Source organism: Roseococcus pinisoli (assembly GCF_018413645.1).
Classification (GTDB): Bacteria; Pseudomonadota; Alphaproteobacteria; order Acetobacterales; family Acetobacteraceae; genus Roseococcus; species Roseococcus pinisoli.
Map to the genome: position 1 here is coordinate 1,023,868 of NZ_JAHCDA010000001.1, position 19,316 is coordinate 1,043,183.

The following is a 19,316-nucleotide window of genomic DNA, read 5'->3' on the forward strand; positions in this document are numbered from 1 at the left end:
ATATGACGAGTGTCACGAGGCCCGATCAGCCCGCACCGTCACACCCGCTCGTCAGCATCGTGATCCCGGTTTTCAACGGGGCCGACTATCTGGCGCAGGCGATCGACAGCGCACTCACCCAGACCTGGCCAGCCATCGAGGTGGTCGTCGTCGATGACGGATCGGACGACGATGGTGCAACGCGTGCGATCATTTCCGGCTACGGCGACAGGGTGCGCCTCGTCGCCAAGCCGAACGGCGGTGTCGCGACGGCGCTGAACGCCGGGCTGGAAGCCATGCGCGGCGAGTGGTTCTCCTGGTTGAGTCACGACGATTTTTATCACCCCGAGAAGGTGGAGCGGCAGATGGCGGCGCTCGCGGGGGCTCCCGGGGACAGCATTGCCTTCGGCGGCTACGAGGTCGTGGCCGCTGATGGCAGCCAAATCGAGGTCATCGACGCCTGCCGCGATTTCGATCCTGCGCGCCAGCTGTGGGCTGTGCTCGAGGGTCGCATCAACGGTTGCACGCTCCTCGCGCCGGCCCGCCTGCTACGGGAGGCCGGTGGCTTCGATTCCGGCTTGCCGACAACGCAAGATTATCACCTCTGGTTCACCCTCGCCCGCCGACACAGGCTCGTCCCGGTGTCCGACGCCCTGGTGAGCCATCGCCGGCACCCGAACCAAGGGTCCCGTTCCGAACGTCATCTCGTGGAAGCCGGGCTGCTCTGGGCCGAGATGCACGAACGCCTGACGCGCGAGGAGATGCAACATCTCGGCGGGTCGCATCTCGGTTTCCTGTGCCGGCTCCAACGCTTTTTGGACGCGTCGCCCTATCGCCTGGCGCAGGCTGCGGCGCAGGCCCGGATGGCTGAGTGCATGGCCGGCATTTCGGTGACCGTCGCCTGGGTACCGGATGGTGAGCCACAGATGGCTCCGGCGATCATGACACTGCAGGCCGCCGGCATACGCCAGTTGGACCAGGTGGTCATCGATTGGCGCAACGGGGCGATGTCCAGCTACGCGCTGCATCAGGCTATGCCAGGGGCAAAGGTCTTCATCGCCACCAGCGAGCGCCTCTTGCCTGCCGCTCTCGAAGCCGCGCTGCTCGGCGGCGAAGGCGCGCTGATCGTCTTTGCGGATTCGGCGACCGCGATGGATCCGGCGGCCTGGCGGCGAGGGCTCGAGGCGGTTGCGTCCGGAGAATGCGAGGCCTGGCCGCTGCCGCGCTTGGATACCGGCCGGTCAGTGCCGCCGCCCCTGTCGGGCGCGGTGCTGTCGCGATCCGCTTATGAGGGGGCGCTGGCCCGCCATGGCGATCCACACGCGGCGCTCGCCCAATTGCATTGGCCGCCGACGGCCGTTAGCCCACCGCCACCGCCACCGCCACCGCCACCGCCACCGCCACCGCCACCGCCACCGCCACCGCCACCGCCACCGCCACCGCCGGAGGCCCCGGTCGCCCCAGTTGTCTCCAGCCCACTCCCCGGCGCGCGCCTCGGGGCATTTCGCCTGCTCAAGGCGGCATATCGGGCGCTCCCCTGGAGCCGGCGGCGCACGACCGTGTGCGCCAAGGGGGAGCTCGAGATAACCGCGCTGCCTGCCTCACCGCCCGCTCCCGCGGCCGCCACGCCAGAAACGCCGCCCGACCCGCCGCCAGCCGCGCCGCCGGGCCGCGCAAGACTGCTCGTGCTCCATTCGCTCGGCGGTGGCACGCAACGCTATGCCGAGCTGCTCGGCCTGCACCTCCGGCAGCACCGGATCGCGCCGGTCTTCGCCTGGGGCACGGACGGCAGCCGGCTGTTTGTCTCGACGGCCTCGCCTGCCATGGCCGAGCGCAGCTTCGTGCTTCCCGATGAGCTCGGCGACGCGGTCGCCTGGCTGCGCGAGCAGGGGGTCGATCGCGCCGATCTGCTGCACGCCATGGGGCTCGAGCAGCAGATCATGCCGCTGCTCTCGGCATTAGGCTGCCCCTACGACGTGACCTTCCTCGACTACCACCTAGTGGCCTCCACGCCGCATCTGATGAATGCAGATGCCCATACCGCCGCGCGCGGGCAGGCAGCAGAGGCGCGGGAACTGGCCCACCTGCTGCGGGCCGCGCCACATCCGGTCATAGATGGTGCCGCCAACCTCCTGGCCTGCAGCCGGGATCTCGCCGCCCGCCTCGGGCGTTTGGTGCCCGGGCTTGAGGTCCGGCCGGTAAGGCCGCCGGAGCCCGGCCGGCCCGAGGCCTTTCGCGTGACGCCGCCGCGACCGCTCGCCGGGAAGGAGACGCTGCGCATCCTGCAGCTGGGTGCCACGGCCTCCCACAAGGGCCGGCAGGCCATCATCGATGTCGGCCGGCTGATCAAGTCCCGCGGCCTGGCGATGGAGGTGCATGTCCTCGGTCATTGTCACTCGCCCCCGGAGCCGGTCGAGCAGAATCCGGGCACCGTCTTTTGGTACGGGAGCTTCGCCGCCGAGGACCTGCCCGCCCTCATCGGGTCCATTCGACCGCATCTCGCCTGGTTCCCCGCACGGGCGCCGGAGACCTTCGGCTTCGCGTTGTCCGAGGCGATGCTGCTCGGCCTACCGATCGTCGCGCAGGCGCTGGGCGCCTATGCCGAGCGCCTGGCGGATCGTCCCTTCACCTGGAGCCTGCCGCCCGACCACATCCTCTCGGGTGAGGAGTGGGTTGACCTGTTCATGACCCTGCGCGAGAGCGGGTTCTCGGCCCCGATCCGCCAGGCCCTGCCGCCCTCACTGCCCCCGCTCGACGAGGAATTCTATCGCGATGCCTATTTGCGATGACAGCGGGCCCATCCCGCTTGCAGGCCGGAAAGTAAGGCGGGAAGCATGACCATGCGCGTTCTCGTTCTCGGAGCGAGCGGTATGCTCGGACAGGCGATGTACAGCGTCCTCTCGGCGCATCGCGGGCTTGAGGTGAGCGGCACGCTGCGCAGCGAAGGGTCGCGCCGCCTGTTTCCGGCGGCGTTGCAGGCAAGCCTGGTCGCCGGCGTCGACGCACTCGACATCGACGCGCTCGCCGCCTGCCTTGCCGAGCGGCGCCCCGATGTCGTCATCAATTGCGTCGGCCTCGTGAAGCAGCTCCAGGAAGCCGAGGATCCGCTTCGGGCCTTGCCGATCAACGCTCTTCTGCCGCACCGCCTGTCGCGCCTCTGCGCGCTGGCGGGCGCCCGGCTGATCCAGATCAGCACGGACTGCGTGTTTCGCGGCGATCGCGGCTCCTATACGGAGGACGACGAGTCGGATGCGACCGACTTCTACGGTCGCTCGAAGCTACTGGGCGAGGTGGATGCGCCGCATGCCGTGACGCTGCGCACCAGCATCATCGGCCGGGAACTCGCGAGCCGTCATGGGCTGGTAGAGTGGTTCCTCGCGCAGACGGGACAGGTGCGCGGCTTCACCCGCGCGATCTTCAGCGGACTGACGACCGATGCGCTGGCCGATGTCGTGGCGCAGCATCTGCTGCCGAAACCCGAGCTCCGCGGCGTCTGGCATGTCGCGGCCGCCCCCATCGCGAAGCACGAGCTGCTGCTGATGCTGCGTGAGGTCTACGAACGCGACGTCGAGATCGTGCCCGATGACACGCTGCGTATCGACCGCTCGCTAGACGGCGGCCGGTTCCGTGCCGCGACCGGCTTCGTGGCGCGGCCATGGCCGGAGATGCTGCGGCAGATGCGCATGCGGAGCCTCCGGCCATGACGGCGACCAACATTATCCGTGACCGAACCATCATGGTGACGGGCGGGACGGGCTCCTTCGGCCATGCCGTGACGCGCCGTTTCCTGCGCGATGGCGCGCGGGAGGTCCGCATCCTGTCGCGTGACGAGAAGAAGCAGGACGACATGCGCCGGCGCTTCGGCGACCAGCGGCTGAAGTTCTTCCTGGGAGATGTGCGGGAATATCGCAGCGTGCTCGATGCCATGCAGGGCGTCGAGCTCGTCTTCCACGCAGCGGCCCTGAAGCAGGTGCCGTCCTGCGAGTTCCACCCCATGGAGGCAGTGCGCACCAACGTCCTCGGCGCGGAGAACACCATCGCCGCGGCCGTGGCCTGCGGAGTCCGCTGCCTGGTTGCATTGAGCACCGACAAGGCCGTCTACCCCATCAACGCCATGGGACTGTCCAAGGCGCTCATGGAGAAGATCGTCGTCGCCAAGAGCCGCTCGGCCGGCCCGACGACGCTCTGCATCACGCGCTACGGCAACGTCATGGGTTCGCGGGGCTCGGTGATCCCGCTCTTCATGCGCCAGATCCGAGAAAGGCGTCCGCTGACCATCACGGATCCGCACATGACGCGCTTCCTGATGTCGCTGGAGGAGTCGGTCGATCTCGTGCTGCATGCCTATGCCCATGCCCGGCCCGGCGACACGTTCGTCCGCAAGGCTCCTTCCTGCACCGTCGGCACCTTGGCGGAAGCGGTCCAATCGGTGCTCGGCAGCCGGCTGTCGGTCGAGATCATCGGCACTCGGCACGGCGAGAAACTCTACGAAACCCTGGTGTCGCGCGAGGAAATGGTCCGCGCCGAGGATATGGGCCGGTTCTATCGCATCAGCGCCGATGCGCGGGACCTCAATTATGAGAAGTTCTTCAGTGACGGAGAGCCCTCGATCTCCGACGCTGTGGACTACAGCAGCCACAACGGCGAGCTGCTTGGCCCGGATGCCGTGGAACGACTGCTGCGCGACCTCGACTTCATGCGCGGCGAACGGTCGCAACAGCACGACGCGGCCTGACCGATGCGCAAGGTAATGACGATCCTCGGCACGCGGCCGGAGCTCATCAAGATGAGCCTGGTCATCGAGCGGCTCGACCGGGTGACGCAGCATGTGCTGGTGCATACCGGGCAGAATCACGACTACACGCTGAACAAGGTCTTCTTCGACGAACTCGGTATCCGCCAGCCGGATCATTTCCTTGCTGTGGCGGGTAGCGGTCCGATCGATACGATCGCCAGGGTGCTGACGGCCGTCGATGCCGTGCTGGAGCAGGAACGGCCCGATGCCGTGCTGATCTACGGCGACACGAATTCCGGCCTGGCGGTGATCCCCGCCAAGCGCCGCCGCATCCCGGTCTTCCACATGGAGGCAGGCAATCGCTCCTTCGACCAGCGCGTGCCTGAGGAACTGAACCGAAAGATCATAGACCATCTGAGCGACGTCAACATGACGCTGACGGAACACGCGCGCCGCTACCTGCTTGCGGAGGGCCTGCCGCCGGATCGCGTCTTCAAGGTCGGCTCGCATATGGAGCAGGTGCTCCAGCGCTACCGCCCGCAGATCGACGCCTCGGACATCCGCGAGCGCCTGGGCTTGCAGGCCGATCGCTACTTCGTCGTCAGCCTGCATCGCGAGGAGAATGTCGACGCGCCGGATCGCCTCCGCCACGGGCTGGACTGTCTGGAGTGCGTGGCGGAGAGCTTCGGCTGGCCGGTCATCGTCTCGACCCATCCGCGGACGCGCAAGCGCCTGACGGATCTCGGCGCCGAGGCCTCACCCCTGATCCGCTTCCTGCCGCCCTTCGGCTTCCCCGACTACATCCACCTCCAGTCGCACGCCCATTGCGTGCTGTCCGACAGCGGCACAATCACCGAGGAAGCCGCTCTGCTCGGCTTTCCCGCCGTGATGCTGCGCGATGCGCATGAGCGGCCGGAGGGCATGGATGCGGGCGTGCTGGTCATGTCGTCGCTGCATCCCGATCGCGTGATGGAGGCGATCGCCTGCGTCCGCAGTGGCCTACCCGAGCGGGCCGCTGGGCGGGTGCCGGACTACGAGGCGGGGGATGTGGCGGGAAAGGTTGTGCGCATAGTATTGTCGTACATCGATCAAATCAATCATTTGGTCTGGAGATCGTAGAATCGCCAAGAATTCGCGTCTTGACACCCCGCGAAGCGCGCACGTAAATGTCGCCCGCCGCTCGAGGATTGGTGATTATAATATTGCCACTCAGACCCGGATCAGTGGCGCAGCATGGTGAACAGAGGCGCTGATGATCAGCGAAGGTCGCGCGGAACGCCGGAAGCCACCGCGGGTCACCGTCGTCACCCCCACCTACAACCGCGCTGATCTCATCGGCCTCACCATCCAGAGCGTCCTCAGCCAGACGTTCCGGGACTTCGAATACCTCATCATCGATGACGGCTCCTCTGACACCACGGAGGCGGTCGTTCTGGGCTTTGGCGATCCCCGACTGGTCTATCTGCGCCACGAGAATCGCGGCGAGGCCGCGACGACGAATCGCGGTTGGGCCATGGCACGTGGCGAATACTTCGCGGTGCTTTCCTCCGACGACTTGGTGACGCCAAACTGGCTCGAGCGCATCGTGGCCCTGATGGACGAGAAGCCGGAGCTTCTGGTCGCGTATCCGGACTACGACGTCATCGACGGTGCCGGGTGCCGACAGCAGGACATCCTGCTGCCGGATTATGATCGCGACCTCATGATCGGCTGTTTCCGGACGATTCCCGGCGTCGGGACCCTGATTCGTCGCGCGACGCTGCCGGACATGCATCGACTGCGGAATCCCGACTACCGCCACGCGCCGGATCTGGATTCCTGGCTGCACCTGTCGCTGCGTGGCCCCTTCGCGCGCCTGCCGGAACGGCTGGCGTCCTGGCGCAGCCATGCGGGTTCCATCACCGTTGCCGAGCGCAATCGCGCCCGCGCCGACGAGCTTCTTCGCATTGCCAGCCGCTTCTTCGACACGTCGGGGCTACCCGCGGATGTCATCCGCCTCCGGCGTTTCGCGATGGCGGAGGCCCAGGCCCTCGCTGCCTGGATCCTGCAGGACAGCAATCCGCTTCGGGCGGCGCTTCACCTTCGGCAATCCTACAGTATCTCGCCCGCGCAACTTTCCTTCGTTCCAGCGTATTGGCGTCGCGAGGAGCAGCCGGATAACCGCTTCCTCCTCCGGCTCCTGGTACGCAGCCTTCGCCACCGCACCCTGCGAAGACTCCGGAGCGTCGCGATGCGGCTTCCGGCGAGGGTTCGGCGGCCGCTTCGGCGCGGCGCGGAACAGCTCGGCCTCGTGGCGCCCATTCCTGCGAGCATGACGCCACCTGCCGCCCCACCGCCACCGCCGGTCGAATCGAATGCACCGCTGCCGGCGCCGCTTTCCGTCGATGTGACGCCACCGGCCGAAGCGAGTGCACTGCCTCCGGCGCCGTTAGGGGACGAGGCGCAACAGCGGCTCGACGCGCTCCTGCCGCAACTGCGCGACGACCTGAGCGCATTCCGCCACATCGTCGCCCCGCTCTCGCCGACGCCGACAGTCCTGAATCATCTGCGCGCGGGGGTCCATAGGCTCGCCACGCCCTCCCTCGGCCTCCTGATGAGCCGGGCGATCGACCATCTGCCGTCCCGGATCGATCACCTCCTCCTCCTGCCATGGATCAGTGGTGTGGGCGGTTCGGAAACCGTCACCGCACGTCTGATCGAGGCTCTGCGACGCCTGCGGGACGAGGCCGGGATCTGCATCATCGCTCCTGACGGCAGCCAGCCCGCGACCGGCGCCCGCCACCATAACGGCATCGCCTTTCTCGGCTTGTCGGACATCGACGCATCGATGGATGATGGCGCGCGGCAGGAGATCCTGGATCGCATCCTCATTCAGCGCCGGCCCGGGACCGTGCATTGCATCAACAGCCGCATCGGGTGGCTGGCATTCCGCGACCGAGCTCGCCAATACGCCGCGGACAGTGCGCTCTTCGCGAACATCTACAGCGACATCCGCCTCGGTGATGGCGCCCCGGCCGCCCTCTATTATTACGACTTTCTGCCGCACTGCATCGAGCATCTCGCCGGCGTGCTCGGCGACAATTTCACGATCCTCCGCAAGGCGGCCGCAGCTTTCGGTGCAGGTGCCTCGGCCGGGGAAAGAATGCATGTCGTGCGCACGCCGGTCATCGGGCTTGGCGGGGGCGATCCGGCACGGGATCTGCGGCTCTTCCAGCCCTCGGCGGAGCGTCGCTCGCTGTGGCTCAGCCGCATCGCGGCGGAAAAGCGCCTCGACATTGTCGCACGTCTCGCCGAGCGCTTGCCGGCACGCCGTTTCGAGATGTTCGGCGACAGCGGCATGGCTTCGGTCGACCTCTCCGAGCTCCGCGCTCAACCCAATGTGACCATCCCCGGCGCCTTCCGGTCGCTGGGCGACATCGCGATGGACGGTTTCGATTCCTACGTCTTCACCACGTCGGGCGAGGGCATGCCGGTGGCGTTGCTCGAGGTCGCGGCATGCGGCCTGCCCGTCATCGCGCCGGATATCGGCGGCATAGGCGAATTCGTCACCGATGATACCGGCTGGCTCGTTCCGACGGCCGGGACCGTGGCGCAGTATGCCGATGCCCTGGCGCAGATCGAAGCGGCGCCGGAGGAGGCGCGCCGTCGGGTGCAGGCGGCACAGGCCCTGTTGTTGCGCGACTATAGCCGGGACGCCCTCGACCGCAGCCTGGCATCCATACCTGGCTACCTGGGCAGGTCCGATGACCGGCATTGATCTTTCCGTCGTCCTGGCCGTGGGCCGGGAGGCCGCTGCGCTGCACGCGACCCTCTTCGCGTTGCGGCGTGCGGCGGGCGCGCTGGCGCCAGGCATCGGCATCGAAGTGCTGTTGCTGCACGATCCCGATACTTCGGATCTTGCCGCGCGCTTCGCTGGCGACATGGACGCCATGTGCCTGCGCCCACTCGCGCTGATCGATCCGCTGGATGCTCAGCGTCATGCTGTCGCCTCGGCCCGGGGGCGTTATCTGGCCTTCCTCACCGCCGGCGATCTGTGTTCGGGCAACCTTCTGACCGAGGCCATGTGTGTCATCGGGCGCGAGGACCTGCGCCATTCCGTATGGCGCCCCGAAGTCATCGTGTCCTGCGGTCGTAACTACTTCGACCTGGCCTTGGATACGGTCCTTCAGGAGCCGATGCTCAACCAGGCGGCCGGCGCCGGGTTGTTGCAATCCTGCCCCTATGCCACGTGCTTCTTCGCCCATCGCGCGGTGTATCAGCGCGTGCCCTTCCCGATGGCCGATGCCCGGCGAGACTGGTTGGACGTGGATGCCTGGTGGATTGCCAACTGCCTGGGTGCCGGTATCGCCCAGCGCATCCTCGCCGGCACGGCGCTGTATCGATGGAACGCGGAGCAACCCTTGCCGTATGCCACGCGCATAGGACCCAGCACGCTCTTCAATCCGTATGTGATGCCATGACGTCTGCGCTTGTCACCGGAGCCACCGGCTTCATCGGAGCGGCGCTGGTCCGTGTCCTGCTCGCCTCGGGTTGGGACGTGCAGGCCGTCGGCCGCCGCCCCGCCGCGGTGCGCACCCACCTGCTCGACATCGAGGACGTGTCACGGGATGGATTGCTTGATCTGCTGAAGCAGAGTGGGTGCGACGTGGTCTTCCACCTCGCGGGCACCGCCGGCGGCGCCGGGGCTTCGCTGGAGCGGGTGAATGTCGGTTTTGCCAAGGCGCTCCTGGAAGCCGCAGCCCTGGCGCCGCGGCGCCCCTCCGTGGTTCTGGCCGGAACGGCAGCTGAATACGGCGAAGTGTCGGAACGCGATCTGCCGGTCCGCGAGGATCATCCCTGCCATCCGGCTACGCCCTACGCAGCCAGTAAGCTGCGACAGACCCAGCTTGGCCTCGCGGCCGCCGCCACGGGGCAGACCGTTTATCTTCCGCGCCTGTTCAACGTCGTCGGCTGCGGGATGCGCCCGCACTTGGCGCTCGGCCGCTTCGCGCGCGAGGTCTCGGCGCTGGGCAAGGATGGCGGTGTGCTCACCACTGGGCGGCTGGACGCCTATCGGGACTTCATCGCGCTGGACGATGCGGTTCGCGTGCTGATCGGGCTGAGCCAGTCTCCATCGGCGGCTGGCCGCGTGGTCAACCTGTGCTCGGGCGTGCCGCTGCGCATGGATCACATGCTGGACGCCTTGTTGCAGGCGACCGACGTGCCGGTAAGGCTCGAGATCGATACGGCCCTTTCGGGTGTCAGCGCCGTACCGTGCATGTATGGCTGCACACGTCGGCTTGCGTCCCTCGGCTTCACCTTGGCTGTGCCGGACGTCGCCGCCGAGATGGCGCGGCTGCTCAACGGATACGATGACGCCATGATGTCGACCGCATGCTGATCGGGGCGATCAGGGACATGGTCGCGCCCGGGCCGCAGCGCGTGCTGCTCGATCTGCGCGAAGGCGGCGGGATGCGCGGCTTTCACCTGACGGCGAGCCTGTCCCATCTGATGGCACACGGCGTCGAGGCCGAATTCTGGGCCATCCATGCGGACAAGGACGATGTCCTGCTGGAACTCGAGCTGATGCGCCGCCGCAGCGATCAGCTGATCCTTCGCTGGACGCCGAACGTCCCCGCGGTCCGCTTCTCGTATTATGTCGCCATGGCGGACGCGCTGCCGCATGGCTCCACCTGGGACGCTGCAAGGCGCTGCTGTCGGCACGCCATCCTGGGCCTGATGTTTCCCGATCCCGGCACAAGGCCGAAGAAGAACATGACCATTCTCGACGGCCACGACCTCCGTGCCTTCGCAATGTCCCTGGAAACGCGTCTGCAGCCGCGTACCGGCTTGCGCCGCCTGCTTGGCGCATGACGACGCGCCTTCTCGTCATCGGTCTGGCCAATAGCCCGCATCTGCACCGCTGGGTGCGGGCAGTGGCGGATGCGGATATCAGCGTCCTCGTTTTCCCCGCTCTGCAGGGGCAGGGCTGGGACGGGCTCGACACCGTCTCCATGGCGGAGCTCCAAGAGGATCTGCCGCCCGGCATCCATTGCCTCGACGCCCGTGACGTGCGCGGCGACGATTCCGCGGCCATCGACCGCGATTGGCGGTTCCAGCCGCTGACGCATCAGTTCGTTCCGGTCGGGGCTCTGGCCGCCGCCGATCGCCTGGCCGAGGCCGTCACGCGCTTCCGCCCCGATCTCCTGCACAGCATGGAGAGCCAGATCGCCGGCTATATCGTCGCCGAGTTGTGGCGGCGGCAGCCGCGCAGCCTGCCCTGGATCCACTCCACCTGGGGCAGCGATCTCGCGCTCTACGGCAGCTTGCCGGATCACGAAATCCGGCTGCGGGCCATGTTCCGCGGCGTGGATTTTCATCTGGCGGATTGCCGCAATGATCTCGGTCTGGCCCGGAAGCTGGGTTACATTGGACCTGAACTGCCGGTACTGCCATCGAGCTGCGGCATCGATGTCGCGCAGCTTACCGCGCGGCCCTCCCTGCCGCCCTCGCAGCGCCGCCAGATCCTCGTCAAAGGCTACCAGAACTGGGCTGGCCGCAATCTGTCGGCCCTGTCCGCCCTGATGCTCATCGCCAAGGAGGTCGAGCCCTACGAGATCGTGATTCCGAACGCCGATGCCGCGTTGCGGGAATGGGCTGGCATCATGGCCAACCGCACCGCCCTGAAGGTGACCGCCTTGCCGCGCCTGCCCGAACCGGAGAACGTGCTGACAGAGCTGGCCCGCTCGCGTCTGCTCGTTTCGCTCAGCATTTCCGATGGCCTGCCGACGATGATGCTGGAGGCCATGGCGCTCGGCGCCTTTCCGATTCAGAGCGGCGCCGGCTGCGGCTGCGACTGGTTCGAGGATGGCGTCACCGGCTTCTCCGTGCCGGTGAACGATACCGCCGCGGTGGCTGACGCCATCTCCAGGGCCCTGCGCGACGACCGCATGGTCGACGCCGCGGCGACGCGCAACCTCGCTACTGTGAGCGAGCGTTGGGATGCGGCCACCAATGCTGCCATCGCGCGCGCCGTGTACCGGCGTGGGATGGAGGGGCGTTGAGCACCCCGCCTCTCCCCACCCTGCCGGCGGACTGGACCTACGGGCAGGGGCTGGAGTGCGACGCGGCGATTCGGGCGCATATGGCCGAGCACGGCTTTTCGGCCGAGGCGATAAGCGCGCTGGCGCAGGTCAGGCTTGGCCGCTGCGCCTACCAGTCCGCGGTAGCGGCGCTTGAGGAAGGTCTGTCGCGCGGGCCGGACATCAATCAACCCTATCTCGGCGTCAGCGGGCGGCTTCTGGTGATCGCCGCGGCAATCCATGGCGGGCGGCAGGGCGAGGCCGAACGCTGGGTGGCCGACCTCGCCCGTCATCCTGTCGTCTGGCCCTACGCCGCCGACCCGATCCTCCGTCATGTCCGTGGGACGGGCTTGCAGAACGCGGCACGCGACCTGCTCGCAGGCTGCCTTCCTCACCTCGATCCAGACACACCGCTGGCTCAGCAGGCGACCACCCTGCTTCGCGGCTACGACGAGGCGCTGGCCGTCGCCTCGAAGGTGCGGCTCATCTCGCTGGGGTCGGGCTGCTATCCCTGGATGCAGCCCAACCGCTACATGCTGCGCCATGTCGATGCCGTGGACGCGCTGATGCCGTTCAACATGAGCGTCACGGTCGAGAGCAGCATCGTCCTGGCGCTCGAGGACGGCTTCTCGGCCTTCTTCGACGCCGCGGCCTTCGATCTTACGACCATCACGCGCGGCATCCCGGTTGGCCGCATCCGCCGCTACGCCATGCTGTTCAACCACGATTGCGACGAGGATTTTCTGCGGGATGGGATGGCGGAGCTTCGTGCGCGCTGCGCGAGGCGCGCGCATAATTTCCTCGCCGAAGCCTGTACCGGACCGCGCGTCTTTCTCTGCGTGCTGCCCGAGGTCACGGATCTGCACCGCCTGGAAACAGCCCTCGCGGGCCTGATGCGGGACGAGGCGTATCGCCTGCTGGTCCTGCTGACTTCTCCGAGCGAAAAGCCAGGCCTGCCGGCACCACGGCTGCCGACCACGCGCGTCGTGCCCCTGCCTGTGCCGTCACCGAGCTACAACTGGACATTGGAGGACGGCACCCCCGAAGGCATCCGCTACGATCTCGCGATGCGGCAGACCGTCCTCGATACGATGCGGGAACTGGCATGACGGCCTGCGGCAATCGCTTCCTGGAGCGCCTGGCCGGGATACTCGCCGCCGATCCAGAGCTGCCCTTCGTCTATCTGCGCCAGAACGACGCCTATCTGACCGTCACCCGTTCCGAGCTTGCGGGAAGGATGGGCGCGCATGCGGCGGCCTGGCGCGCGGCGGGTGTCGGGGAAGGCGACGTCGTCTTCATCATCCTGCGGCATGGTGCCGACGCCATGCCCGCCTTCCTCGCCGCAATGTGGATCGGCGCCGTCCCGAGCTTCCTGCCCTTTCCCAATCCGCGCCAGGATCTCGCGCTCTATCGAGAGGTCCATGCGACCGTCCTGCGCCGGACGGGGGCCAAGGCACTGATGGCCGAACCCGACCTGGCGGCGGAGTTCCTTAACCTGCTCGGGCCGCAGGCGACGGCCGTGCTGGCGCCGCCTGCGGTCGGCTGCACCGCGCTCCTCCCGCCGCCGGCGGCGATCGCGGAGGAAGGTGCGGCATTGCTGCAGCATTCGTCAGGCACCACTGGCCTCAAGAAGGGCGTCGTTCTCAGCTACCGCGCCGTCCTGGCGCAGCTGGACGCCTATGCGCCGACGCTCGGCCTCGATCCGCGATCCTGCGTGGCGAGCTGGTTGCCGCTCTATCACGACATGGGACTGATCGCGTGCTTCCTCCTGCCGAGCGTGTCCGGGGTTCCGATCGTGGCCCTCGATCCCTTCGAATGGGCCCTGAAGCCGCAGCTGCTCCTGGAAGCCATCGGGCGGTTCCGCGCAACGCATGTCTGGATGCCGAATTTCGCCTTCGCGCATCTCACGCGAGGCGTGCCGCGGAACGAGCGCTACGACCTGTCCTCGGTGGCGATGCTGATCGGCAGCTCGGAGACGAACCGCGGCCACACGCAAGATCGCTTCCTCGCGCGCTTCGGCTCCCATGGGTTGCGGGCGGGTACGCTGCAAACCTCCTACGGCATGGCGGAGACCGTCTTCGCCGTCAGCCAGTCCCAGCGTGGCGTGGAACCGCGCCGCATCGGCATCCGCATCGAGAATGCCTGCGTGTTTCCTGGGGATACCGAGCTGCTGTCCAACGGCAAACCATTGGCGGGCGTGGAGATTAAAGTGCTGCACGGAGGCCGGATGCGCAGCGAGGAACGCATCGTCGGCGAGCTCTGCGTCGCTTCGCCCTTCAACTTTTCCGGCTACCTCGGCAGCGGCGGTACACCTGACCGTTTCCACCGCACCGGCGATATCGGTTTCCTCGACGAGGGCGAGGTCTTCGTGCTGGGGCGCATCAAGGATCTGATCATCGTCAACGGGCGCAACATCTACGCGCATGATGTCGAGGCGGCGGTCAATGACGTTCCCGGCATTCACCCGGGGCGATGCATTGCCCTGGGCGTGGCGTCCGACCGCACGGGTTCGGAGGAGATCGTCGTGATCGGAGAGACGTCGGCGCCGTCGCCGGATCTCGTCGCCGCGGTGAATCGGGCCGTGCTTGCGCATTTCGGGATGCCCTGCGCGGCGGTCGAGCTGGTGCCGCCAGGTTGGCTGGTCAAAACCACCTCCGGTAAGGTGTCGCGAGAGCGGAACCATCAAAAGTATCTGATCCGGGCGGCGCATGCCGATGCAACGCCATGACGATCCTCGACACGCTCGGCGCCGTCCTTCGCCGTACCTTTCGCCAGCCGAATCTCGTCGTCAGCCGTTCGATGTCGGCGGCCGATGTGCCGGGCTGGGACTCCCTGAATCACCTCTTCCTGGTCATGGAGCTGGAAGCGGAATTCGACGTGGACATCGCCGCCGACGAGGTCGCCCGCCTGCCGGATATAGGAGCGCTGGCCGACCTCGTGGCTGAGCGCCTGGCGCGCAAGGACACACCCGGCTGAGGTGGCGGGTGGGAGGCACCTCTCGGACCGCGCTCTACGCGGCACGGCGGGTCGCAACTCCAGGGCGACCGCGAACTTCCAGAAGCTCTTCGAATAAAAGCCAGTTACGGACGGAGCTTCATTCCGCCCCCTAAGCCCCCATTTGAATGATCCGAAAGTCACCAATCTGGGGATACACGGATGCGGGACGTTCTCATCGTGGGAGCCGGGCCGACCGGCCTGATCCTGGCCCTCTGGCTGACCAGGCAAGGGGTGGGCGTCCGAATCATAGACAAGAGCGTCGGGCCGGGGGAGACCTCGCGGGCCATGGCGGTCCAGGCCCGCACGCTGGAGCTCTACCGGCAGCTCGATCTGGCGGAGAGCGTGATCGCGGCCGGGCATCCAAACCTCTCGCTCAACCTCTGGGCACGAGGCAAGCGCCGGGCACGTGTTGTCATTGCTGATTCGGGGGGGAGCGCTACGCCTTACCCCTTCATCCTCATCTACCCCCAGGACGAGCATGAGCGTCTCCTGGTCGAGCGCCTGGAGGCGCTGGGCGTCACGGTCGAGCGGCAGACCGAGTTGGTCGCCTTCGAGGAAAAGGAGGATCACGTCGCGGCCCGACTGCGGATGCCGGACGGGAGCGAGCAGCTCTGCGAAGCGCGCTATCTCGCCGGCTGCGACGGGGCCCGCTCACCCATTCGCCATCAGATGGGAGCGAGCTTCGAAGGCGGAACCTACAAGCACGTCTTCTACGTTGCTGACGTCCAGGTGAGCGGTCTTGAGCCGCCGGGGGAGGTGCATGTTGCTCTCGACAGTTCCGACTTTGTGGCGGTGCTTTCGTACGGCAAAGCCGACCTCGGTCGCCTCATCGGCACCGTCAGCGACGAGCGCGCGGAGCACGCGGAACATCTGACCTTCGATGATGTGGGTCATCGGGCCATCGATGGCCTGGGCGTGAAGGTCAACAAGGTGAATTGGTTCTCCACCTACCATGTTCACCACCGTGTCACCGACCGGTTCCGGCTCGGTCGCGCCTTCCTGCTGGGCGACGCGGCTCATGTGCACAGCCCGGTTGGCGGTCAGGGCATGAACACCGGCATCGCCGATGCGATCAACCTGGCCTGGAAGCTGGCGGCCGTCCTGAAGGGGCAGGCCCCGGACAGCCTGCTCGACAGCTACCAGCAGGAGCGCCAGGCGTTTGCTCGCCAGCTGGTGGAAACGACGGACCGCGTGTTCACCTTCGTGACGGCCGAAGGCCGTTTCGCGAATGTCGTACGCACCCGTATCGCGCCCGTCTTTGCGAGCATCGCCTACAAGTTCGAAGGCGTGCGTGGGTTCCTCTTCCGCAGGGTTTCCCAGACGGCGCAGAACTATCGCGACAGCGCCTTGAGCGAGGGTAAGGCGGGCTCTGTTCAGGGGGGCGATCGGCTGCCCTGGGTGTCTGGTGCGGACAACTACCGGCCACTCTCCACGATCGGGTGGCAGGTTCACGTCTACGGCGCCGCCAGGCCCGATCTGCAGGGATGGTGTGATCAGCACGGCATCCCCTTGCATGTGTTCGCGTGGAGCCGCGCGCATCGCAAGGTCGGCCTGGCGCAGGACGCCGCCTACCTGCTCCGGCCTGATACCTATGTGGCGCTCGCCGATCCGCAGGCCTCTCCCGTGACCCTGAGCCGGTACCTTGCCTCGCGCGGCTACACGCTTCGGTGATGTGCGGGGACGACGTGACAGGCCGTCCAATGGACGAAGCGCCGGCGAGGGGGGGCGGCTCAACGGCAATCCGGAAGCGAGAATCCCTATGCGCGGCGCCTCATCTGGGATATTGGAACAAATAAAGAACATACAGTAAGGATTATCCAGATGGGATCTGTGACCAGGCCGCGCGCCGTAGCCGTCGCCACGGCGCTCGCACGGCTTCAGGAACTGGCCGCCCGGGCGGCTTCGCCGGCCCGAATGGCGCGGGAAGTCCAAATCATCCTGCGCGAATGGAGCGCGGAAGAGTCCGACTTGCTGGCTGTCAGCAGCCGCAAAACCGACTTCCTCTCGAAGTTGGAGAACGGTGTTGCGGACGCCGAGGAGCAATTGGCGGATGTCGACCGCGAGGACCGCGCGGCCCTGCTTCAGGCGGAGACAACCCTCGCCGCCCTCACGGCCTGCAGGGAGGCGGCGGCCAATGATGCCGAGGCGCTGCCGATTTAAGGCCATGGCCCTCTTTGAGCCGGGCAGGTGAGGCCGAATGGGAGATGGGGGAATTCAGCCGGTTTTCGGGAAGGCATAGGCCCTTCACCGGAGATTTCCGACCTGGGTCGTAGATCAGAATTTCGCCATAAGTGAAATTTTTCAATAGGTTAATAACAAATTCATCGCCATGTCTGGCGAGTTTTTAGGCTGGCTGCTATGGCACGGCCTCCGCTCTCCCAGGCTGGGCAAGAGCGAATCCGCGAGGCGTCTGACGGGTGCTTCGCGGCTCGATCAGGAAGGTGGCTCGATGACCGAGCCACCGGTACATTTGCCCATCCACGGGGCGCCGCCGGCAACAGGAAGGCCACCAGTCTCCCTCATTGAGCCGCAAAAATGGGCGCCACGCCCTGCTCCGGCCATCCTTCCCGCATTAAATGCCGGCTGAACCTTTCTCGCCCACCAGGAGGCTCGATGCTCAAGCGTCTGTCCGTTCTTCCCCTTCTCATCCTCGCCACCGCCTGCGCGACCACGGCCACCCGCAGCAGCGATCCGGCGGTTCGCCGGGCGCAGATGCAAGCCCTGCCCGCCCAGGGAAGCTGCCAGCCCGTCCAGCCGGAAGGCGCGCGGGCCTGCACCATGCGGCTTGGCACGAAGGAGGTGCGGGTTTCCCAGTTCCGGAACCTGACCACGATCCGCTACAACGAGGCCGACACCGCCGAGCCGGCCTTCCTCAACGACATGCGGCGGGTGCTGACCACGGCCGAGACGCCCGAGATCGATCGCGCCATGTCGGTCATCAGCAGCCATGGCATGTCCGGCGTGATGGTCGATTTCACGAGCGGCTGCTTCGCGGACAGCAGCACACCTGCTGCCCAGGGCCGCGCCTGCTTCGTGTCGCTGACCTACTGATCTCGGCCGTCTAAGCGCCGCGGTCGCTGCCGACGAAAGCCTGTCGGGTGGCGCGCCACCCGCAGGTCCGACCGAGGCGACCGCAATCCCGCTCCCCGGGGGCTCCAGCCTGCGACAGGGAGCGGGTGAGGGCGACTGGCGGCCTACCTGCTCGCCACGCATTGCCGCGTGAGCCCCGAGCTCCTTCGAGCCTCCACGATGTGCGACGCCTGCCCCGTGAAGGGGCAGGCGCTTCCCACTCAGGCCGCGAGCAGCTCGTCGGCCGGGCCGAAGAACTCGTAGTGAATCCGCTCGGAAGGCACGCCCGCGAGCGACAGCGCGGAGACGAAGGCGCGCAGAAAAGCGCGCGGTCCGCACAGATAATAATCCGCGACCTCGATGGGCGTCTGCGCCGCCAGCCAGGCGCTGTCGATGAGGCCCGCCCGGTCGTAGTCCTGGCCCTCGCGATCCGTGGGGCGCGGTGTCTCGTAGAAATTCGTGACCCGGATGTTCCGGCGCCCGCCTTCGAGACGCCGGACATGCTCGGCGAAGGCATGCGTGGAGCCGTCCAGCGTGCCGTGGACGTAATGCACCGGCACGTCCGCTTGGTGCCGGGCAATGGTCTCCAGCATCGCGACCATGGGCGTCAGCCCCACGCCGCCCGAGAGCAGGACCACGGGACGGTCGACACGTTCGGGCAGGAAGAACTCGCCGGCGGGCGTGCCCACCTTGAGAACATCGCCCGGCTTCACCTGCCCGTGCAGCCAGCGCGAGGCCAGGCCCAGCGGCTCGCGCTTGACGGAGACGCGATAGGTCTCGCCATCGGCGGCGGCGGAGAGGCTGTAGTTGCGCTTCGCCGGCGGCTGGCCAGGGATCTCCAGCCAGAAGGTCAGGTACTGGCCAGGCTTGTGCCGCAGCACCGGCCGGCCGTCGGTCGGGCGCAGGGTGAAGGAGGTGACGAGGGCGCTCTCGGGCCGGATGCTCTCGACGGCGAAGTCGCGCCATCCGTTCCAGCCGCCCTCTGCCGCCGCATGCTCTTCGTAGATGCGCTTCTCGCGGGCGATGAGGATATTCGCCAGGAACCAATAGGCCTCGCCCCAGGCGGCGAGGATGTCGTCGGTCGCAGCATCGCTGAGCACGGCCTTGATCGCGCCGAGCAGCGCCTCGCCGACATGCGGGTAGTGCTCGGGCAGGATCTGCAGGCCGACATGCTTCTGCGCGATGCGCTCCACCGCGGGGGCCAGCGCCGCCAGATTCTCGATGTTGTTGGCATAGGCGAGGATCGCGTTGGTCAGCGCGCGCGGCTGCGAGCCGCTGTCGCCGTGATGCGACTGGTTGAAGAGGTCGCGGATCTCGGGGTTCTGGAACATCCGCGCATACATCTCGCGTACGATGTCGAGGCCATGGGCCTCGAGCGCGGGAACAGTGGCCTTCACGAGGGCGATCGTGCGCTCGCTGAGTGGGGATGACATCAACGTCTCCTGCAGTGGCAACGGGAAGGTGTGGAAGGCGGC

The 19,316-nt window shown here is 67.0% G+C and carries 16 protein-coding genes; 15 read left to right on the forward strand and 1 reads right to left on the reverse strand.

Annotation, left to right across the window (positions count from 1 at the left end):
* The first annotated feature begins 2 nt into the window (after window positions 1-2).
* The 15 genes from KHU32_RS04925 (at window position 3) to KHU32_RS04995 (ending at window position 17,823) form a co-directional block, all read left to right on the forward strand.
* A complete protein-coding gene (locus KHU32_RS04925) occupies window positions 3-2,768 on the forward strand; it encodes a glycosyltransferase (RefSeq protein WP_213668899.1) in 2,766 nt (921 codons plus the stop codon).
* Between the two features lie 51 nt (window positions 2,769-2,819).
* Entirely contained in the window at window positions 2,820-3,683 is an 864-nt protein-coding gene (locus KHU32_RS04930; protein ID WP_213668900.1) for a dTDP-4-dehydrorhamnose reductase family protein, read from the forward strand.
* Entirely contained in the window at window positions 3,680-4,714 is a 1,035-nt protein-coding gene (locus KHU32_RS04935) for a polysaccharide biosynthesis protein (protein ID WP_249680554.1), read from the forward strand. Before KHU32_RS04930 ends, KHU32_RS04935 begins: the two co-directional genes overlap by 4 nt.
* A gap of 3 nt (window positions 4,715-4,717) precedes the next feature.
* Window positions 4,718-5,833, forward strand: coding sequence for a non-hydrolyzing UDP-N-acetylglucosamine 2-epimerase (gene wecB, locus KHU32_RS04940; protein ID WP_213668901.1), 1,116 nt, complete (start codon window positions 4,718-4,720; stop codon window positions 5,831-5,833).
* 133 nt (window positions 5,834-5,966) lie between these two features.
* On the forward strand, window positions 5,967-8,471 hold the full coding sequence (locus KHU32_RS04945) for a glycosyltransferase (RefSeq protein ID WP_213668902.1): 2,505 nt from the start codon (window positions 5,967-5,969) through the stop codon (window positions 8,469-8,471).
* Window positions 8,458-9,174 (forward strand): hypothetical protein, encoded by a 717-nt coding sequence (locus tag KHU32_RS04950; RefSeq protein ID WP_213668903.1) that lies wholly within the window; start codon window positions 8,458-8,460, stop codon window positions 9,172-9,174. The genes KHU32_RS04945 and KHU32_RS04950 overlap by 14 nt, the downstream gene beginning before the upstream one ends.
* A complete protein-coding gene (locus KHU32_RS04955; RefSeq protein WP_213668904.1) occupies window positions 9,171-10,094 on the forward strand; it encodes an NAD-dependent epimerase/dehydratase family protein in 924 nt (307 codons plus the stop codon). The genes KHU32_RS04950 and KHU32_RS04955 overlap by 4 nt, the downstream gene beginning before the upstream one ends.
* Window positions 10,088-10,567: a hypothetical protein gene (locus KHU32_RS04960; RefSeq protein WP_213668905.1), complete on the forward strand. Its 480-nt coding sequence runs from the start codon at window positions 10,088-10,090 to the stop codon at window positions 10,565-10,567. The genes KHU32_RS04955 and KHU32_RS04960 overlap by 7 nt, the downstream gene beginning before the upstream one ends.
* Window positions 10,564-11,757, forward strand: coding sequence for a glycosyltransferase (locus KHU32_RS04965; RefSeq protein WP_213668906.1), 1,194 nt, complete (start codon window positions 10,564-10,566; stop codon window positions 11,755-11,757). The genes KHU32_RS04960 and KHU32_RS04965 overlap by 4 nt, the downstream gene beginning before the upstream one ends.
* Window positions 11,754-12,884, forward strand: a complete 1,131-nt coding sequence (locus tag KHU32_RS04970) for a hypothetical protein (RefSeq protein WP_213668907.1) — start codon at window positions 11,754-11,756, stop codon at window positions 12,882-12,884. The genes KHU32_RS04965 and KHU32_RS04970 overlap by 4 nt, the downstream gene beginning before the upstream one ends.
* Window positions 12,881-14,503 (forward strand): AMP-binding protein, encoded by a 1,623-nt coding sequence (locus KHU32_RS04975; RefSeq protein ID WP_213668908.1) that lies wholly within the window; start codon window positions 12,881-12,883, stop codon window positions 14,501-14,503. Before KHU32_RS04970 ends, KHU32_RS04975 begins: the two co-directional genes overlap by 4 nt.
* Window positions 14,500-14,751 carry an acyl carrier protein gene (locus tag KHU32_RS04980; protein ID WP_213668909.1) on the forward strand — a complete coding sequence of 84 codons (252 nt, stop codon included), beginning with the start codon at window positions 14,500-14,502 and terminating at the stop codon, window positions 14,749-14,751. The genes KHU32_RS04975 and KHU32_RS04980 overlap by 4 nt, the downstream gene beginning before the upstream one ends.
* Before the next feature lie 180 nt (window positions 14,752-14,931).
* A complete protein-coding gene (locus tag KHU32_RS04985; RefSeq protein WP_213668910.1) occupies window positions 14,932-16,443 on the forward strand; it encodes an FAD-dependent monooxygenase in 1,512 nt (503 codons plus the stop codon).
* Window positions 16,444-16,593: 150 nt separating this feature from the next.
* Complete coding sequence (locus KHU32_RS04990; protein ID WP_213668911.1) at window positions 16,594-16,932, forward strand: hypothetical protein; 339 nt, start codon at window positions 16,594-16,596, stop codon at window positions 16,930-16,932.
* Between the two features lie 453 nt (window positions 16,933-17,385).
* Complete coding sequence (locus tag KHU32_RS04995) at window positions 17,386-17,823, forward strand: hypothetical protein (protein WP_213668912.1); 438 nt, start codon at window positions 17,386-17,388, stop codon at window positions 17,821-17,823.
* A gap of 239 nt (window positions 17,824-18,062) precedes the next feature.
* Here the strand turns inward: KHU32_RS04995 and hmpA are convergent, their stop codons facing one another.
* Window positions 18,063-19,274: an NO-inducible flavohemoprotein gene (gene hmpA, locus KHU32_RS05000; RefSeq protein WP_213668913.1), complete on the reverse strand. Its 1,212-nt coding sequence runs from the start codon at window positions 19,272-19,274 to the stop codon at window positions 18,063-18,065.
* Window positions 19,275-19,316: the final 42 nt, after the last annotated feature.

What these genes read in the sequence shown, in the direction of transcription:
- KHU32_RS04925 (WP_213668899.1), top strand. Translation starts at nt 3, where the DNA reads ATGACGAGTGTCACGAGGCCCGATCAGCCCGCACCGTCACACCCGCTC.
- KHU32_RS04985 (WP_213668910.1), top strand. Translation starts at nt 14,932, where the DNA reads ATGCGGGACGTTCTCATCGTGGGAGCCGGGCCGACCGGCCTGATCCTG.
- KHU32_RS04960 (WP_213668905.1), top strand. Translation starts at nt 10,088, where the DNA reads ATGCTGATCGGGGCGATCAGGGACATGGTCGCGCCCGGGCCGCAGCGC.
- KHU32_RS04980 (WP_213668909.1), top strand. Translation starts at nt 14,500, where the DNA reads ATGACGATCCTCGACACGCTCGGCGCCGTCCTTCGCCGTACCTTTCGC.
- wecB (WP_213668901.1), top strand. Translation starts at nt 4,718, where the DNA reads ATGCGCAAGGTAATGACGATCCTCGGCACGCGGCCGGAGCTCATCAAG.
- KHU32_RS04945 (WP_213668902.1), top strand. Translation starts at nt 5,967, where the DNA reads ATGATCAGCGAAGGTCGCGCGGAACGCCGGAAGCCACCGCGGGTCACC.
- KHU32_RS04950 (WP_213668903.1), top strand. Translation starts at nt 8,458, where the DNA reads ATGACCGGCATTGATCTTTCCGTCGTCCTGGCCGTGGGCCGGGAGGCC.
- KHU32_RS04995 (WP_213668912.1), top strand. Translation starts at nt 17,386, where the DNA reads ATGCTCAAGCGTCTGTCCGTTCTTCCCCTTCTCATCCTCGCCACCGCC.
- KHU32_RS04990 (WP_213668911.1), top strand. Translation starts at nt 16,594, where the DNA reads ATGGGATCTGTGACCAGGCCGCGCGCCGTAGCCGTCGCCACGGCGCTC.
- KHU32_RS04955 (WP_213668904.1), top strand. Translation starts at nt 9,171, where the DNA reads ATGACGTCTGCGCTTGTCACCGGAGCCACCGGCTTCATCGGAGCGGCG.
- KHU32_RS04965 (WP_213668906.1), top strand. Translation starts at nt 10,564, where the DNA reads ATGACGACGCGCCTTCTCGTCATCGGTCTGGCCAATAGCCCGCATCTG.
- KHU32_RS04930 (WP_213668900.1), top strand. Translation starts at nt 2,820, where the DNA reads ATGCGCGTTCTCGTTCTCGGAGCGAGCGGTATGCTCGGACAGGCGATG.
- hmpA (WP_213668913.1), bottom strand. Translation starts at nt 19,274, where the DNA reads ATGTCATCCCCACTCAGCGAGCGCACGATCGCCCTCGTGAAGGCCACT.
- KHU32_RS04975 (WP_213668908.1), top strand. Translation starts at nt 12,881, where the DNA reads ATGACGGCCTGCGGCAATCGCTTCCTGGAGCGCCTGGCCGGGATACTC.
- KHU32_RS04935 (WP_249680554.1), top strand. Translation starts at nt 3,680, where the DNA reads ATGACGGCGACCAACATTATCCGTGACCGAACCATCATGGTGACGGGC.